The 17,775-nt window shown below is 41.0% G+C and carries 17 protein-coding genes; 3 read left to right on the top strand and 14 right to left on the bottom strand.

The window, feature by feature from the left end; genetic code table 11:
- The 5 genes from hemJ to D3P12_RS05120 are packed head-to-tail and all read right to left on the bottom strand — an operon-like array spanning nucleotide 1 to nucleotide 3,716.
- Nucleotides 1-552, bottom strand: coding sequence for a protoporphyrinogen oxidase HemJ (gene hemJ, locus D3P12_RS05140; RefSeq protein WP_118193991.1), 552 nt, complete (start codon nucleotides 550-552; stop codon nucleotides 1-3).
- A gap of 29 nt (nucleotides 553-581) precedes the next feature.
- Nucleotides 582-1,619 carry a uroporphyrinogen decarboxylase gene (gene hemE / locus D3P12_RS05135; protein WP_118193990.1) on the bottom strand — a complete coding sequence of 346 codons (1,038 nt, stop codon included), beginning with the start codon at nucleotides 1,617-1,619 and terminating at the stop codon, nucleotides 582-584.
- On the bottom strand, nucleotides 1,616-2,134 hold the full coding sequence (locus tag D3P12_RS05130; RefSeq protein ID WP_118193989.1) for a hypothetical protein: 519 nt from the start codon (nucleotides 2,132-2,134) through the stop codon (nucleotides 1,616-1,618). Before D3P12_RS05130 ends, hemE begins: the two co-directional genes overlap by 4 nt.
- Nucleotides 2,134-2,847 (bottom strand): response regulator transcription factor, encoded by a 714-nt coding sequence (locus tag D3P12_RS05125; RefSeq protein WP_118193988.1) that lies wholly within the window; start codon nucleotides 2,845-2,847, stop codon nucleotides 2,134-2,136. The genes D3P12_RS05130 and D3P12_RS05125 overlap by 1 nt, the downstream gene beginning before the upstream one ends.
- Nucleotides 2,848-2,852: 5 nt before the next feature.
- Nucleotides 2,853-3,716: a sensor histidine kinase gene (locus tag D3P12_RS05120; RefSeq protein WP_118196977.1), complete on the bottom strand. Its 864-nt coding sequence runs from the start codon at nucleotides 3,714-3,716 to the stop codon at nucleotides 2,853-2,855.
- A gap of 153 nt (nucleotides 3,717-3,869) precedes the next feature.
- On the opposite strand from D3P12_RS05120, the gene uvrC reads away from it, so the two are divergent.
- Nucleotides 3,870-5,678 carry an excinuclease ABC subunit UvrC gene (gene uvrC / locus D3P12_RS05115; protein ID WP_118193987.1) on the top strand — a complete coding sequence of 603 codons (1,809 nt, stop codon included), beginning with the start codon at nucleotides 3,870-3,872 and terminating at the stop codon, nucleotides 5,676-5,678.
- 18 nt (nucleotides 5,679-5,696) lie between these two features.
- On the opposite strand, the gene D3P12_RS05110 is transcribed toward uvrC, so the two are convergent.
- Nucleotides 5,697-6,467 (bottom strand): uroporphyrinogen-III synthase, encoded by a 771-nt coding sequence (locus D3P12_RS05110; RefSeq protein ID WP_118196976.1) that lies wholly within the window; start codon nucleotides 6,465-6,467, stop codon nucleotides 5,697-5,699.
- Between the two features lie 12 nt (nucleotides 6,468-6,479).
- Nucleotides 6,480-7,469, bottom strand: a complete 990-nt coding sequence (locus D3P12_RS05105; protein WP_118193986.1) for a DUF4271 domain-containing protein — start codon at nucleotides 7,467-7,469, stop codon at nucleotides 6,480-6,482.
- A 116-nt stretch (nucleotides 7,470-7,585) separates the two neighbouring features.
- On the opposite strand from D3P12_RS05105, the gene D3P12_RS05100 reads away from it, so the two are divergent.
- Nucleotides 7,586-9,034, top strand: coding sequence for an NAD-dependent succinate-semialdehyde dehydrogenase (locus D3P12_RS05100; protein ID WP_118196975.1), 1,449 nt, complete (start codon nucleotides 7,586-7,588; stop codon nucleotides 9,032-9,034).
- An 11-nt stretch (nucleotides 9,035-9,045) separates the two neighbouring features.
- Here the strand turns inward: D3P12_RS05100 and D3P12_RS05095 are convergent, their stop codons facing one another.
- From D3P12_RS05095 to D3P12_RS05070, 6 genes are read right to left on the bottom strand one after another with little or no spacing between them, the layout of a single operon-like run.
- Nucleotides 9,046-9,336 carry a chaperone modulator CbpM gene (locus tag D3P12_RS05095; protein ID WP_118193985.1) on the bottom strand — a complete coding sequence of 97 codons (291 nt, stop codon included), beginning with the start codon at nucleotides 9,334-9,336 and terminating at the stop codon, nucleotides 9,046-9,048.
- Entirely contained in the window at nucleotides 9,333-10,253 is a 921-nt protein-coding gene (locus D3P12_RS05090; RefSeq protein WP_118196974.1) for a DnaJ C-terminal domain-containing protein, read from the bottom strand. The genes D3P12_RS05095 and D3P12_RS05090 overlap by 4 nt, the downstream gene beginning before the upstream one ends.
- Before the next feature lie 48 nt (nucleotides 10,254-10,301).
- The gene (locus tag D3P12_RS05085) at nucleotides 10,302-11,051 is read right to left on the bottom strand and encodes an ABC transporter ATP-binding protein (protein WP_118193984.1); all 750 of its coding nucleotides are present in this window, start codon (nucleotides 11,049-11,051) and stop codon (nucleotides 10,302-10,304) included.
- Nucleotides 11,048-11,920 (bottom strand): ABC transporter permease, encoded by an 873-nt coding sequence (locus D3P12_RS05080; protein ID WP_118193983.1) that lies wholly within the window; start codon nucleotides 11,918-11,920, stop codon nucleotides 11,048-11,050. The genes D3P12_RS05085 and D3P12_RS05080 overlap by 4 nt, the downstream gene beginning before the upstream one ends.
- Nucleotide 11,921: 1 nt before the next feature.
- Nucleotides 11,922-12,887, bottom strand: a complete 966-nt coding sequence (locus D3P12_RS05075; RefSeq protein ID WP_118193982.1) for an ABC transporter substrate-binding protein — start codon at nucleotides 12,885-12,887, stop codon at nucleotides 11,922-11,924.
- A gap of 46 nt (nucleotides 12,888-12,933) precedes the next feature.
- Nucleotides 12,934-14,532: a peptide chain release factor 3 gene (locus D3P12_RS05070; protein ID WP_118193981.1), complete on the bottom strand. Its 1,599-nt coding sequence runs from the start codon at nucleotides 14,530-14,532 to the stop codon at nucleotides 12,934-12,936.
- 153 nt (nucleotides 14,533-14,685) lie between these two features.
- On the opposite strand from D3P12_RS05070, the gene D3P12_RS05065 reads away from it, so the two are divergent.
- The gene (locus D3P12_RS05065; protein WP_245977391.1) at nucleotides 14,686-16,290 is read left to right on the top strand and encodes a M20/M25/M40 family metallo-hydrolase; all 1,605 of its coding nucleotides are present in this window, start codon (nucleotides 14,686-14,688) and stop codon (nucleotides 16,288-16,290) included.
- Nucleotides 16,291-16,391: 101 nt separating this feature from the next.
- Here D3P12_RS05065 and D3P12_RS05060 read toward each other — a convergent pair whose 3' ends face one another.
- A complete protein-coding gene (locus D3P12_RS05060; RefSeq protein WP_157970254.1) occupies nucleotides 16,392-17,561 on the bottom strand; it encodes a metallophosphoesterase family protein in 1,170 nt (389 codons plus the stop codon).
- Nucleotides 17,562-17,775: the final 214 nt, after the last annotated feature.

Below are 17,775 nucleotides of genomic sequence, written 5' to 3'. Positions count from 1 at the left end.
CTAATCTTTTTGTGCTGACTTTTTTTCGCGATAGCGCTTATACATCTTAATTGCAATCATTAAGATGACTGCCAGAGAAACCAGCCCTACCAATCCAAACACCCAATTAACAGCACTCTTTAAGACAACAATAAAAACAATCGCAAACAGTATGATTGTGGAAACCTCATTCCACATCCTTAAACGTGAGGAGTTCCATTGATTCTTCTCTAATGCAAGATTTTTAATAATCTGCTGACATTTAAAATGATATAATATCAATGCAAGAACGAAACAAAGTTTAACATGCATCCAGGGAGCCTGTAATAGCGCCGGATTAACGATCAACATCACAATTCCGGCAATTATTGTCAGGTACATAGAAGGTGTCGTGATTACCCACCATAACCGGTTTTCCATTATTTGAAACTGACGGTGCAATACATTGTATTCACCGACGCTTTTCTGCTTCGCTTCTGCATGATAAACGAATAGCCGGACTATATAAAAAAGTCCGGCCATCCAACAAATGACGAAGATAATGTGGATCGATTTAGCGTATAAGTAAATCAAAGCTTATAACCTATATTCCAAATTTCTAATTAATATCGATACTCTTTTATTGCATCGACAGCATATTTTACTTTATCAAAAGAGAAATCAGGCATAATGCCATGCCCTAAGTTAAAAATGTAACCATCGACACCGCGCATGCTATCAAACAACTTATATATTCTCTTTTTTATGACCTCTTTATCTGCGTAAAAGATAAAAGGGTCAAGATTTCCTTGAACAGCAATACTCTGAGGCAAGGACTCTTTTAACGAACGAAGATCGGCATTCCAGTCGACTGAAATCACGTCAGGCTTAGCTTCAGCCATTAATGGTGCGAAAACCGAACTCCCTTTTGCAAAGGAAATTACCGGAACGTTGTCCCGATTCAAATTTGAGATAATTTCTTTAATATAACGATGAGAGAACTCAGTATAATCATCCCAGGAAAGAACCTGCGCCCAACTGTCAAAAATCTGTAATGCATTGACTCCTGCATCAATCTGCATATTTAGGTAGTCGATCGTAACTTTTGTAATCTTATCCAAAATAAAGTGGGCTAGTTCGGGATTACTATGTAACAGTTGTTTTGTTTTCTTAAAATCTTTCGTAGATCCACCTTCAATTAAATAACTCAATACTGTGAAGGGGGCGCCGGCAAAACCAATTAATGGAATCCGTCCATTAAGTCTTTGCTGTGTTTCTTTAACAGCTTCTGCAACATATTGAAGTTTATCTATCACATCTGTACGGAGAGCTTCCGCATCTGACATATTTCGTACCGGATTCGAGAAACGGGGTCCTACTCCCTGTTCGAAGCTTAGATCACCACCCATTGCTTCAGCTGTCACTAGGATATCCGAAAACAAGATAGCTGCATCGATATCTAATAAATCGACCGGAAGCATCGTAACATCAGCCGCTAGCTCGGGCGTTTTGCACATCTCAAGGAATGAATATTTATTTTTTATTTCCCAATATTCAGGCATAAAGCGACCTGCCTGCCTCATCATCCAAACTGGCGGTCGTTCCGTCTGCTTTGACTGAGCTGCACGGATAAACAAACTGTTTTCTACTTTTTGACTCACTTTTTTCTAGGTATTTCGTTTTCTATTCTATTAATTATTTGTGCTATTCTTGAACTCACATCCAATTCGGAGGCCTTCTCTAAATAGGCTCTTACACGCTCATAATTCTTTTTCCTCAAATTAATATTAGCAAGATGGACAAAGATAATTGCCTTATCATTTGGGCGTCTAAAAGGTAAACGTGAAGCAATCTGAAAGTGATATTCGGCTTTCTCGTCATCTAACAACTGCAAGGCCAAGCTACCACTTATAAATTCATAATAATTCCGACGTTTTTTACGGAGATATTCAGGATTCTTAATATCGGCCAACAGCATTCTGGCCTTATCATATTCCTTGTCTTTAAAAGCTTGTGACGCTGATACAACCGTACCCTCCTTAAAGTGCGACCATATCGTATAAGCTATTAAAGCCACCAGTAAATAAACCAGTTGATAAGAACGATTGTAGAGATTCCATGCTAAAAGCATCATTGCAACTACTATGATCGTCCACCGCCACTTGGATGTAAGCATTAATCTTTATTAGGATCAGTAAATTTATAACCTACCCCGCGAATGGAATGGAAATAAATTGGGTTTTTCTGATCGGGTTCAAAATATTTTCTAAACGTCAGGATGAAGTTATCAATTGTTCGTGTAGAGGGATATACGTCATAGTTCCATACAGTTTCCAAAATCTGTTCCCTAGACACTGCTTCACCACGGCGCTCAATTAAAAGTTTCAGCAGCATAGTTTCCTTTTTTGTTAATGCAGCCACAACCTCGTTATCTTGACGCAATTCGAAAGATTTAAAATCGATCGTTTTATCACCTATCTTGTATGTTGTGAGTTCTTTTAACTCATCGCCTGTCAGACTCCTCCGTACAAGAATACCTACCCGCAGAATCAACTCTTCCAAATTAAACGGCTTCACAAGATAGTCATCGGCACCCTTCTTTAAACCTGTAACCCGATCCTCACTTGTATTCTTGGCGGTTAAGAACATAATAGGAATGTCTGAGTTCTCCAGACGAATGGTTTCCGCAACCTGGAAACCATCAATTTCTGGTATCATGACATCCAAAATGATCAGATTAAAACGTTCTTCTTTGTAGATTTTCAATGCCTTCTTACCGTCCGTAGCGGTTGATACCTTATAGCCTTCCAACTCAAGATTGAGCTTAATAGCCTCTAAAAGATGTTCCTCATCTTCAACGAGTAATATTTTTTGTTTACTATGTTGCATATTTACTAATTAAAAGTTATCTCAAAAATGGTTCCAGTAGGTTTGTTATCTATCACCTTAATATGACCATAATGCCTGTCAACTACCGTTTTTACAATATATAGTCCAAGTCCGGTTCCTTTCGTTTTTCGCGTATCTTCACTACCTACACGATAAAACTTACTAAATATACGTTTTTTCTCTTCGTCACTGATTCCGATTCCAAAATCAGCTACTGATAGCACAATATCTCCTTTATCTTTATACAGTTTGACGGCAACCTGTTCACATGGAGGTGAATACTTAATTGCATTTTCAAGTAGATTTGTTATCATCGAAGAAAGGGCAAAATGATCTCCTACAATAAAAATGTCAGGCTCTACATTTAACTTGATAATTTGTGTGGTACATGAATAGACCTGCAGGCGCTCGGATATTTTGGTCACCACATCAGAAAGATTGAATTGCTCCTTCTGGAATTGTACCTTTTGACTTTCCAACTTGGTAGCAATTAAAACATTCTCCACCAAATCATCGAGCCTCTCAATATCTTTCAAAGAGTTCTTTAAAAATTGCTGTTGCTGTTCGCGATCCAGTTCTCTTTTTAGTATGGTTTGGATATAAAGTTTAATCGACGCTAGCGGCGATTTGAGCTCATGGGTAACAGAGAGCATGAAATTGTGTTGTTGTTTATGTAACTTCTTCTCTCTCTTCAAGGCTTGTTTCAATTTTATGGCACCGCCGATGAATATAACAAAAAAGAAAAGCCCTTCGCCGATAAACATAGCTTTACGTTCTGGAGCGATCTGTGCGAGGAGTACCCCCCACCATATCAACTGCATGATCGCATAGAAAAAAAGAAAATAGAAAATAAATAGCGGTTTACGCAGCATGAGTATCTTGAATGATTTAAAACAAAAATATCAATTGTAATTGGTTTATGGTCAAAGAGAAGCGAATTATGACACTAAAGAGAAGATTTTAACCCATTTTAGTAATTATTATCGCTTTTGCTTTCTAACTTTGGGATCAGGGAGATCCGTATGTCAACATTTAATCATCGAGAAACACTAAAGAATATTCCACATAAACCCGGTGTCTACCAGTACTGGGACTCCAACGATAATTTAATCTATATAGGAAAGGCTAAGGATCTTCGAAACCGCGTAGGTTCCTATTTTAATAACGACCTGAACAATAACACAAAAACCAGGGTACTCGTTCGAAAAATCAACAAGATCACTTTCACGTTGGTTGACACAGAGATCGATGCATGGTTGTTGGAAAACAGCTTGATAAAAAAACATCAGCCTCGGTACAATGTCATGCTGAAGGATGACAAGACCTACCCCTGGATCGTTATCAAAAATGAGCCATTTCCTCGTATTTACTGGACAAGGAAAATCGTTAAAGATGGCTCTAAATATTATGGCCCCTATGCTTCGGTTAGTATGATGCATGCTATATTGGATGTTATCAAGGAACTGTTCCCTTTACGTACGTGCAATCTTAGACTCACGGAGGACAATATCGAGAAGAAGAAATTCAAAGTTTGTCTTGAATATCAGATAGGTAACTGTCTTGGTCCTTGCGAAGGCTTGCAGAGCGAAGAGGATTACGATGCTAATTTAGAGCAGATTGAAAATATTTTACAGGGAAGAATTTCGATTGTGATCAACCGGTTAAAGAGCGAACTGGAATTGGCCATTGCGGAACTTCGCTTTGAGTACGCACAAACCATTAAACGAAAACTTGATCTCCTCGCAAACTACCAAAGTAAATCAACTGTTGTCAGTACCTCGCTCAGCAAAGTCGACGTATTTAGCATTGCTTCAGAAGGGGATGTTGCTTTTGTGAATTACCTAAAAGTAATGAATGGCACAATCGTACAAACGCAAACGATCGAAATGAAGAAAAAGCTCGATGAGAGCGACGCTGAACTTCTCGCACTCGCCATCTCTGAGCTTCGTAGTCGTTTCGAAAGTGACTCTAGGGAAATCATCGTTCCTTTTACAATCGAAATAGATAATACCGAAGAACTAAAATTCACCATTCCAAAACAGGGTGATAAGCGGAAACTACTGGATCTGTCTCAAAAGAATGTACTCTTTTTCAAAAAGGAAAAACTGGAACAGTATGAAAAACTAAATCCAGAGATCCGCACCAATCGAATTTTGGACAGAATGAAAAAGGATCTCCGCTTGAAAGAACAGCCCCGGCATATCGAGTGTTTTGACAATTCCAACTTTCAAGGTAAATACGCTGTCTCCGCAATCGTTGTTTTCAAGAACGCTCGCCCCTCGAAAAAAGATTATCGTCATTTTAACGTGAAAACCGTAGAAGGGCCCGACGACTTTAAAACCATGGAAGAGGCTGTTTTCCGGCGCTACAGACGACTTTTGGAAGAAAACCAGTCATTACCACAGCTAATTGTAATTGATGGAGGTAAAGGGCAACTTTCTTCAGCCGTGAAGAGCTTGAAAAAACTTGGCATCGAGAAAGAACTTACTGTCATTGGTATCGCCAAAAAACTGGAAGAAATCTATTACCCTGGAGACCCCTACCCTATGTATTTGGATAAAAAATCAGAAACCCTGCGGATTATTCAGCAACTACGAGATGAAGCACATAGATTTGGCATTACATTTCACAGGAATCAGCGAAGCAGAAAAACTTTCCAGACCGAACTGACCTCAATCCCAGGAATTGGAAAGCTTACAGCTGAGAAACTGCTTCGGAAATTTAAATCCGTGAAGAAAATCCGCGAAGCTAAAGAAGAGGAGCTTCTACAGGTATTGAGCTTTAAACAAACAAAGGCTCTCCAAGAGTTTTTCATCTCGCAAGAGCCTTAGAAGTTCTATAAGGATTAACTACTTTACAACCTGAGTAACATATTGCTCAATTGCCATCGTCATACTGGGTGCTTCAGGCGTAGGGGCAGCTATGTCAAGAACCAACCCTCTATCCAAAACAGCTTGGTGTGTACTTGGTCCAAAAGCAGCTAAGCGTGTATCGTTTTGTTCAAAATCAGGGAAGTTTTCAAAAAGAGACTGCACACTGGAGGGGCTAAAGAATACAATAATATCATAAAAAACCTCTTTCAAGTCTGACAGATCACTCACTACCGTTTTAAATAATACAGCCGGCGTGAAATCATAACCATTATCGGCTAACCAATTCTGTGTCTCCTCACCCGCAACGTTTGAACAAGGAAATAAAAATTTCTCTTTAGCGTGCTTCTTTAAAATATCTTCCAAATCTTGCGCTGTTTGCTTACCAAAGAAGATCTTGCGCTTTCTATACTGGATGTATTTCTGAAGATACAAGGCAATCGTTTCTGATAAACAAAAGTATTTTAAATCGGAGGGCACGTCATAACGCATTTCCTCGCAAATCCGAAAGAAATGATCAACAGCGTTTCTACTCGTAAAAATGATGGCTGTAAAATCCGCCAAATTGGTGCGTTCTTTTCGAAATTCTCTAGCAGAGACGCCCTCAACGTGGATAAAGGCTCTGAAATCAAGTTTTAAATTGTACTTTTTTGCTAAAGCAAAATAGGGTGATTTTTCATTTTCCGGCTTCGGCAAAGTAACCAAGATGCTTTTTACTTTCTTTGCTCTTTCCTCTATTGGTTCGTGCATTTCCATATTTTTTTAAAACCCCAAAATCTTTATCAAGATAAGAATTGGACCTATTTCAAGGGCGCAAAGATACAGAATTAAATAAAACTTTGAAAGTGAATAGGTTTTAAAAATTGAACTCCCCGCTCGCAAAAACTGCAAAATAAAGATTCCAACCAACAAAATAAACGCAAAAACAATGTAATATTTCGCAAGAAGTCTTGACGAAAAAGCCATGATAAGTACAATGGGCAAGAATAGCAGAGCGGCATTAAAATAACTTAAGTAAAGAATAGAAACATACTCCCTCACTAATCTTGAAATATCGAACAGGAAACCTAGAAACCGAACTGTAACAATCTTGACCGTAAATAAAATCAAGACGCTGACAGAAAATGCGATATAAAGATTAATACCCTCGGTTACCCCACCTAGCCTGGTAAACTTACTGACCAAAAACAAGAACATCCCGATGGTAAAGCCAAAAAGAAGATAGAGAAATATAAACGGCCAAGAGTTAAAAAGATTGTCTTCTTTACTAATCTGAGCAAGCACACGATTGTTGTAAAATCCCTGAAACATCACCAAGGTCTCGTTAGGGTAGCTAATACGAATTGCAGCCAGGACAACAAACAAAGCAATAATAATCCCTATGATCCATTGATCTCGGTGCAATTTGATCGGAGCAATGCGAAATTGCTTTTTATCTTTGGCAAATTGCTCATTCCAGGTAAAGAAATCACCATTCTTAACCGTATAGAGATCCCGCAAGCTATCTAAAAACATGTTGGGACGATCTGGATCAGGCGGCTTTAACCAGACCATCTGCAAAGAGTCCTGAACATGCTTAATAGAATCCGCTATCCGCTGCTTCTCAAGTCTTTCAGCACGTTGTATCGAATCTCGCTTTTGCCAATAAGTCAGTGGCTTTCGAACCGCTTGAGTATCTTGCACTGCTTCACTTTGAGCATAGGTAACAACGCATAGGAAACTAAAAATAAAAGAAAACAAATACTTTAACATCCGTGTTCGACATATAAAACCGGCTATAAAGTTATTGGTTTAAATTATTAAATTTAACGATTGCTGAAATAATTCAATTTTACCACACTCAGCAATTCACAATGAACAACGTCAAAATGAAAAAGGCCAACAATCTGATTATCGAACAATCATATATAAACGGAAAATGGGAGAAAGGTAAGAAAAGCTTCCCGGTTATCAACCCTGCTGACGGCAAAGCAATTGCCGAAGTGGCTGATCTGTCTGTCAAAGAAACCCGATCAGCTATCAAAGCAGCTCATAAAGCTTGGTTATCATGGCGTCATGAGACAGCTCAAAACCGTGGAGACCTCTTGAGCCGACTTGACAGGCTGATCGATGAAAACAAGGATAAAATCGCAGAGATAATCACCCTAGAGAGCGGAAAGCCCATTAGCGAAAGCTACGCGGAAATCAGCTACGGTGCTTCTTTTATTGCTTGGTTTGCTGAAGAGGGGAAACGAGCATACGGAGAAACTATACCATCCCCCAATCCGGCCAACCGCATTGTTACGATAAAACAGGGTGTGGGCGTCGCTTCGGCTATCACTCCTTGGAATTTCCCTTTGGCAATGATAACACGAAAAGTAGCCCCTGCGTTAGCAGCCGGCTGCACAGTAGTTATCAGACCGGCATCAGAAACTCCGTTGACAGCTCTGGCCTTAGCCAAGTTAGCTGAGGAAGCAGGCTTCCCCAAGGGCACTTTCAATGTGGTCACCGGAAAAGACAGCTCAGGTATGGGCAAAGAACTTAGCACCAACCCTCTTGTCAGAAAAATATCTTTTACTGGATCTACTGCAGTCGGACAAATTCTCATGGCTCAAGCTTCAGAAACAATCAAAAAAGTATCTTTCGAGCTAGGAGGGAATGCGCCTTTCATTGTATTTGACGATGCTGATCTTGATAAGGCGGTCGAAGGGGCAATCATCGCGAAATTTAGAAACTCCGGGCAAACCTGCGTTGCAGCCAATCGGTTTTTAGTTCATGATAAAGTATTTGAAAAATTCGCCGATAAGATGACTACTGCGGTCAACTCATTAAAAACGGGAAACGGATTAAAAAAAGACGTTCAAGTCGGTCCTTTAATCAATAAAAAAGGCCGGGAAAAAGTAGAACAACATGTCGCGGACGCAATCAAAAAGGGTGCAAAGCTATTAACTGGAGGTTCTGCAATTAAGGACTTATTCTTTCAGCCTACGGTAATCGCTGACGTCCCGACCGATGCGTTATTGGCTAACGAAGAAACATTTGGCCCCGTCATAGCTTTGTTTCGTTTTAAAAATGAAGATGAAGCAATTCAACTCGCCAATTCAACCGAATTTGGACTTGCCGCTTATTTCTATAGTCAGGATATAAATCGTTGCTGGAGGGTCGCCGAAGCTATCGAGTCAGGCATGGTGGGCATCAATACCGGGTTAGTCTCTACGGCTCCGGCACCATTCGGTGGAATTAAGCAATCAGGCATTGGCAGGGAGGGTTCTAAGCATGGCCTGGATGAATTCATGGAACTTAAATATCTCTGCTTCGGTGGCAATGAACCGCATTAAAAGAAAAAGCATTAAGGTTCATACATCCGGAGCTTCTCTTTGAGATATAAAATTTCGGATTGCAAATGTTGTATTTTTGTGACTGCATTCCTTAGCGCATCGATCCCTTCAATATTGATCTCCATTTCATAATGCCAGTTTGCGTAACGATCAAGATCACGCAGCTGATCCTCATGAATAAATCGTTCGCCATCGATTACCGATGTTTCAATCAGCCCGATCTCTTCTAATGAATTGACAAAGTCGAGATCCGCTTGACAATAGCTACAATATTCAGTGATTTTTACAATTGATGTCTTCATTTCATCTCTGCTAATTTCCTAAATAATTCCTTTTGTTCAGAAGACAAGTTGGTTGGGATTTTTACATCATAGACAATGATCAGATCACCAAATTGTCCTTCTTTTTTATATACCGGAAAACCTTTTCCTTTGAGTTTCACCTTTGCGTTGTTTTGAGTCTCCGGTTTAACTTTCAGTTTCACCTTTCCGGTCAGCGTCTCAACCGTAATTTCACCACCTAAAACGGCTGTATAGAGGTCGATTTCTTTATTTACAAATAAATCATCCCCACTACGCTTGAAAACGGGGTCATCGGCGACTAAAAATGTAATATACAGGTCGCCGTTAGGACCATTGTTTATCCCCGGGCCTCCGTATCCTTTTAGTTTTATTTCCTGTCCATTGCCAACACCCGCCGGTACGGTAATCCGAATTGCCTTTCCATCGACGTTTAAACTTTGTTTATGTGTTTCAGCAGCCTGCCTGAGGCTCAAGTGCAATTCGGCGCGGTAATCGCCTCCTCGAAACTGAGTCGAGCGTCCGCCACGACCATCTGCCTGCCCAAACATGGACGAAAAGAAATCAGAGAAATCCCCTCGCCCAAAGTCAGCTGATCCAGAGAACCCTTCAAAAGGGTTACCAGCAGATTGATAGGTAGAACCCTGTCCCCTGCTAGACTGCTGGGATCGTCTTTGAGCTTCGAAGGCATCGGCATGCTGCCAATTTTCGCCGTATTGATCATATTTCGCACGTTTTTCAGGATCGTTTAGCACTTCATTTGCTTCATTGATTTCTTTAAACTTCTTTTCCGCTTCCTTGTCGTTCGGGTTCAGATCCGGGTGATATTTCCGCGCTAGTTTTCGATAGGCTTTTTTGATTTCGGCAGCCGACGCTGACTTATCTACGCCTAATACTTTATAGTAATCAATATATTCCATAAAAAACATTTTGTACACTATACTAAAGGTTATTTACCTCAAATTGTTTTAAGCAAACCAGTCGTACATGTCAGTTAGTTCCAGCTGTTTCTTCGTCTCGCCTGATATATCTTGAAAAACCTCACCTTCCTTCATAACGAGTAAACGCTTACCATATTGATGTGCTTCTTTCATGTTGTGTGTCACCATCACTGCGGTTATTCCATACTCTTGAACAAGCTGATCCGTTAGTCTCAATACAGTCGCCGCAGATCGCGGATCCAACGCAGCTGTAGGTTCATCCAATAATAAGATATCCAGATCAGCCATAACGCTCATGAGCAAACTCAATGCTTGTCGCTGGCCGCCCGAAAGACTGCCCATCGATTGCTCCAGTTTATTTTCCAGCCCCAGTCCCAAAGCTGCTACTTTTTCTTCGACCGTCTTTACGAAGTCCTTATTCAGACCAATTGCTAGCTTTTTCGAGGAAGACCGAAGTGCAGCCAAACGGAAATTTTCAAGGATATTCAATCCACCAGCAGTACCTTGTAGAGGGTCTTGAAAAACACGGGCGAGCCATTTGCTTCTTTTGTATTCAGGTAGCCGACTAACGTCGGTCCCATTTATGCGTATCGTACCTGTCGAACTAGGAATACTTCCAGCAATAATATTTAACAATGTCGATTTACCAGAACCGTTCGAACCCACTATGGTAACAAAATCCTTCGCCTTGATATTTAAATCAATCTGCCGCAGTGCTGTAACTTCATTCGGCTTTCCTTTGTTGTAAACTTTAGAAATATTTTTAAGTTCAATCATGATAACCTCCTCCTCAATTGAAGGTGTGGTAAACTTACAATCGCCAATACAAATAGAGCAGTTGTCAGTTTCAGCAGAGTGGGGTCAACCCCCATACTTAGCGTAAATGCCAATGCAAATTGGAAAATGATAGCGCCAAAGCAAACTAGAAGTAAACTAATGACGATCGACTGGATTTCAAACCAATGAATAATCGTTCCGGCAATAATTACTGACCCCAACCCAACGATGACGATACCGATCCCCATATTGATGTCCGAAAAACCTTGGAACTGCGCCATTAGAAATCCGCTACAGGCAGTCAGTGCATTAGCAAATGCCAAACCCATTATCTTCACCGAGTCTGTATTCGCACCAAGAGCTTTTACCATATTCTCACTTTGCCCCGTAGCACGCATCGTAATACCATAATCCGACTTGAGAACATAGGTTATGATCAGAATAAACAATAAAATAATTACAGACAACACGATCAGCGTGTTAAAGTTCAGATTATCTATCAGTTCAAATTGATTAAAAAGAGTTTCGACACCGATTAACGGGATGTTTGACCGACCCATGATCGTCAGGTTTATTGAATACAGTCCCGTCATCACCAAAATTCCTGACAACAAGGGGTCAATCTTCAACTTCGTATGAATCAACCCGGTACACATTCCTGCGACAGCTCCTGAAGTTAGAACCAGTAGAAAACTAAAAACGAGAGGCATATCGCTCGTCAACATCAGAGCACCCATCGCTGCACCCAATGTATAGCTTCCATCTGTTGTGATATCCGGAATATTAAATATTTTCAGCGTCAGAAAAATACCTAAAGCCATAACAGAAAGACATAAACCCTGTAGAAGTGCAGTTAAATACAAGTCCATTTTATATTGCTTCAAACCCTTCGGGAAAGGTATAACCAAAGTGCTTAGCAGCATCGGGATTAAATACTCGCTTTCGTACTTTTACCCTCTCAATAGCTAATTGGCCAACTTTATCACCCTCCAAAAATTTGGCAGCCTGAATACCCGCCTGATACCCCCACGCATAAATGTCGGCTCCAAATGCTGCGACTGCTCCACGTTCTACCAAGCCCGACTCACTCGTAAAGATTGGAACATTCTTTTCATTACAATTTTTCACGATCGTCTCAAAAGCAGCGAAAACGGTATTATCCGGATTCGCAAAAAAAGCATCGATCCCTTTATCAAGCAAAGACGTCGTCACCAATTGTGCCTCAGCCGAATTATTCAGCGGCAACGCTTCGATCACAACTCCCAACTGCCGCGCATTTTCACGCATCCGTTCTAAAGCATTAACTGATTGTGGTTCAGATTGGTTATAAACCATTCCAATAACGATCTGATCCTTTTTAGGCTTCACAAATTCTGGGATGAGTGCAAAAGCTGTGTCGATATAATCTAAAGATTCAGCAACACCAAACAGGTTTTTTGGTGCATCACCGGCGTCATCAACAACATTTATCAAGCTAGGCTCCGGTGAAACCATCATAAAAACTGGTATTTCAGATGTACGCTGAATAGCCGTAATGGTAGCCAAGGTAGTATTCGAAGCAATCAAATCGACCTTCTCCGAAATAAAATAATTTACCATCTGGGTTAGTGTAGGAATATCCCCTTGGGCGTTCCGGTACTGAATACGAATAGTTTTATCATTTTCACTAAATCCCTGTTCCGCAAGCGCCGCAACAAAGCCTTCACGTGCCTGGCCAATTGTCTCATCTTCAAAAGCATCTGCAAAGCCTATCAACGGACTGGAATCATCAGCAGGCTGGCAAGCAAAAAAGCACAAGACAAAAAAGAGGGATAGGTGTAGATAACGATATTTCATATCGTTAAATATACTATTATATATTTCTTTTTCTAAGAGACTTCAACTAAGCTTTCGCATCTACCCGATCCCATTCAGATGTTTCGTGGAACTGGATCTTTGGATAGTTAGTTAACGCATAGTCGATATCCCATTGCGAACCCGCTAAAAAAACGGGACGATCTTCTTTATCGTAAGCAATCTTGGATGCATGGCTACGCAGAAACTTTTTAAGAGCCTCCGGATCTTCTGATGACACCCAATTGGCCTTGCTCGTACTCATGGATATAAAACGACAGGAAGCGCCATATTCCTGCAACAATCTGAACTGAATTACTTCAAACTGTAGCTCTCCAACGGTCCCAATTATTTTCCGATTTCCAGGGTTCTGGATAAACAATTGTGCCACCCCTTCGTCACTCAACTGCGTGATTCCCTTTTCCAACTGTTTCGTTTTAAAAGGATCCGTATTTTCCAGCTCTTTGAAGATTTCGGGAGAAAAACTAGGAATGCCGACAAAGTTCATTATCTCACCCTCCGTCAGTGTATCTCCGATTTTAAAATTTCCCGAATCGTATAGGCCGATAACATCTCCCGGCCAGGCTTCTTCGACTACACTTTTATTATCAGCCATAAAGCTGGTTGGTGAAGCAAACTTTAGTTTTTTATCCAGTCGTACATGATGATAAAAGGTATTTCTTTCGAATTTACCAGAACATATTCGGCAAAATGCGATGCGATCACGATGCTTTGGGTCCAAGTTGGCATGAATCTTAAAAACAAAGCCCGTAAACTTTTTTTCATAAGGATCAACGAGTCGTAAATCCGTTGAACGAGGCTGTGGCTCAGGTGCGATTTCTATAAAAGTTTCCAGCAGTTCCTGTACCCCAAAGTTATTGATTGCACTACCAAAAAACACCGGCGCCAGATATCCCGAGCGGTACAAGGAAACGTCAAAAGGTTCATACACTGTATCAACCAGTTCGACCTCATCGCGCAATGTTGTTGCTGCTTTCTCACCTAACAGTTCATCCAACTGCTGATCTTCTAAGCTATCAATCGGTATATAATCGTCTGAAATGGCTTTTTTGTTCGGACTGTATAAATTAAGCTTATGCTTGTGCAGGTGGTATACCCCTTTGAATGTACTCCCGATTCCGATTGGCCAGCTCAGCGGTCGTACCGAAATATTGAGCTCATTTTCCAACTCGTCCAATAAGTCGAGGTGCTCCTTACCCTCTCGATCCATTTTATTGATAAAAATAATTACAGGCGTGTGGCGCATTCGACATACCTGCATGAGTTTACGCGTCTGCTCTTCTACCCCTTTTACAGAATCGACAACCAAAATTACCGAATCAACCGCCGTTAAGGTCCGATACGTATCTTCCGCAAAGTCCTTGTGTCCGGGGGTATCCAGAATATTTATTTTATGATCCAAATATTCAAAACCCATTACTGATGTCGCGACTGAGATACCACGCTGTTTCTCAATTTCCATAAAGTCAGAAGTAGCAGTCTTCTCCGCTTTATTCCGTTTTACCGTACCTGCTTTTTGAATTGCCCCTCCGAATAAGAGGAGTTTTTCTGTCAAGGTAGTTTTACCCGCATCTGGGTGACTGATGATACCAAAGGTTCTTCTTTTCTTTACTTCGCGACTCAACATCTGTTCGTTATTTTTCGATAAGGGTGCAAAAATACATAAAATAATATGTTACGATAAACAGAAAGCATGTCAAGAACCGATTCTTTTTCTTCTAATAGCAATATGTTTTGTAGTTTTAAGCTCTATTTTTTTCTTAACCTTTAACGATACAACATGAGACACCTTTACAAAACCATTAAGATGAGAAAATGGGCGATCAACTTATTCATCTTTTTTCTCATTTTTTCAGTAAAACAAAGCTTTGCTCAACCAGGTCAACGAGCTGAAGCTCCCAAGAACCCAATTGTTGAAGCGATTATCGATGAAGCCAATAACAACTCACAACTTGAACAATTAGGTTATGAATTGCTGGATAAGATCGGCCCTCGGTTAGTAGGATCACCAGGAATGCAGACAGCGCACGATTGGGCGGTAAATAAGTTCAATTCATGGGGAATTGATGCCGAAAATCAAAAATGGGGAGAATGGAGAGGCTGGGAACGCGGCATCACCCATATCGATTTGGTAGAGCCCAGAGTAAAAACACTCACTGGTACACAATTAGCATGGAGCCCATCGACCCCTAGTAAGGGCATTACAGCTGAAGTGGTGATCCTTCCTTTAGCAGACGACTCGATTGCTTTCCAAAATGCTATCAAAAGTGTCAAAGGCAAATTCGTGATGATATCAATGGTTCAACCTACGGGTCGGCCAGATGATAACTGGGAGGAGTTTGCTACCGAAGATTCTTTTGAAAAGATGAAGAGCGAGCGTGAAAAGTTACAAGAGGCATGGTATGAGCGACTGAGTAATACAGGCTATAATTCTCGGACCCTTCCAGCAGCTTTAGAAGAAGCTGGTGCTGCAGGTATTGTTATGTCAAACTGGTCTAGAGGTTTTGGCGCGAACAAAATATTCGGAGCCTATACTAAGAAAATCCCAACGATAGACTTGTCATTAGAAGATTATGGTCTGTTATTCCGTATGGTAGAACATGGAGATAAACCGCAAATTAAGGTGACTGCCATATCAAAGGAAACAGGAGTACAACCCACCTTTAACACCATTGCCGAAATCAAGGGTACCGAAAAACCAGAAGAATACATCATTCTATCTGCTCATTTCGACTCATGGGATGGTGGCTCCGGCGCAACGGACAATGGAACGGGCACTCTTGTTATGATGGAGGCTGCGCGCATTTTAAAGAAGGTTTACCCAAATCCAAAAAGAACCATCATCGTCGGCCTATGGGGCGGTGAAGAGCAAGGTTTAAATGGGTCGAGAGCCTATGTAGAGGATCATCCTGATATTGTAAAGAATATCCAAGCTCTATTCAATCAGGACAACGGAACCGGACGTGTTGTCAACATATCCGGCCAAGGCTTTCTTCACTCATATGATTATGTAGGACGGTGGCTATCTGCGGTTCCAAAAGAAATCACCCAACATATTGAAACATCTTTCCCAGGCTCACCAGGCAGGGGCGGTTCAGACTATGCTTCCTTTGTTGCCGCTGGCGCGCCGGCATTCAGCCTAAGCTCACTTAGTTGGGATTATGGCCGGTATACATGGCATACGAATGTAGACACCTATGACAAAGTGGTATTCGACGATGTAAGAAGCAATGCCATTCTTACCGCAATTTTAACCTATATGGCGAGTGAAGACCCTGAAAGAACTTCTCGGGACAAAATCAAACTTCATATCGATCCGCGGACAGGGGAAAAAGCAGAATGGCCAACACCAAGAAGCCCGACTCGTCGTGGTGGGTTAGATTAATAAGTTGAGAACAGAATTAATGACTGAAAGGGGTTGCAACGACAGCCCCTTTTTTAATTTGATCGAACCGCATGGAGAACAACAAAGCAACGGTTGCTAACTTAGTGGCAAAGCGCGGGAGCCGGCTTTTTCAGCGAAAACTCAAACCGATCAAAAAGCTCAGCCGTAAAATCTGTATCTGGCTTTGCGCCTTTAGGTATTGTATAGTATTCCCCAACCAGTCGTAGTACCCCGTCGACTTTTTTAATTTTAAGCTTCAGAAAACCATACTGTTTTGTACAATAACGTTTCAAAACGACGCCGTCAAAACGGTCGGAATCCATTTCGATATTCGGATTCTCATAGGTAGCTATATCATGCAGGATGGTATATCCACCAGCACCTGCAACAATATAAGGCACCCTGTCTCCGTCCGGATACTGCTTCATAAAACGCTGATAATTATGAACATGCCCACTTAAGACAAGATCCGGTCGAACCCCAGCCTCCCAATAGGCCTCTTCCAAAAAGTCAATCATTGCTAAGCTGGATCCATGATTTGTATCTGCCGAAAAGGGCGACTGATGAACACAAACGATCAGTGCTCGCTCCCCCTTTTCATCTGCCACATTTTTCAATTCCTGAATAAACCACGCTCGCTGATCCGGTTTGATGACTCCAAACTTCGCCACATTGCCATACAAACCGATAATCGTAGCCAATGGGGTGTTTAAAGTCCAATAAACGTTCGGCTGAATCATACTCTTACGAGAACTACCGTTCGAGAAAGGAATATACGCAGGTTCTTCCGAACAGAAAACTTGCAAATAAGCATCCAGACTCTCATAAGGTGTTTCACAGAGAGGATTAATTTCGGCGTCGTGGTTGCCCGGAATTGAGAAAATGGGTCCTGGATAATTTTCAAAGGGTTGAAAAAACTGGGCTGCATATTCATGTGCTTCGCCGTGATCATAGACAATATCACCGAGGTGATAAAGGAATTGAGGTCGACTTTTCACGTCCATGTCACGACTCTGTTTGATTAGCTGTTGAGCCAATAGACGTTGAAAACTTAAATCTTTCGCGCTTCCTGAATCACCTACAACATGGAAAGACATCTCTTGATCAATAGAAGTATTAGAAGTGTTCATCACCTCATTAATATCGAGTCGGAACGGTGCTTCGCCAGTTGGCTTCGGAAGGGGCATAAACTTTACTGCATCGGCGAACGTTCCCTTCAAAGCAATAGGCGTTCGCACTTTGTTTAATGTCTTATTTTCTAATGTTATCACAATCAAATACCTTCAAAAAAGATACCACTAAACTCCCTAAATATCAGAAAATTGTTAAGAAACGATCAACTTTAGTCGCTTTCCCCCAAACTCCTCTGTACGATGGGACTAACCACTATAAACTGATAAAGAAAAAAATAAAAAATCTTGCAGTTATAAAAAAGTAAACGTATTATTGTCGACTAAAACGATAGATAATATTTACTTTGCTCAA

It is taken from the genome of Pedobacter indicus, from assembly GCF_003449035.1.
Lineage (GTDB): Bacteria > Bacteroidota > Bacteroidia > Sphingobacteriales > Sphingobacteriaceae > Albibacterium > Albibacterium indicum.
This window is presented reverse-complemented; position numbering and strand designations above follow the sequence as displayed.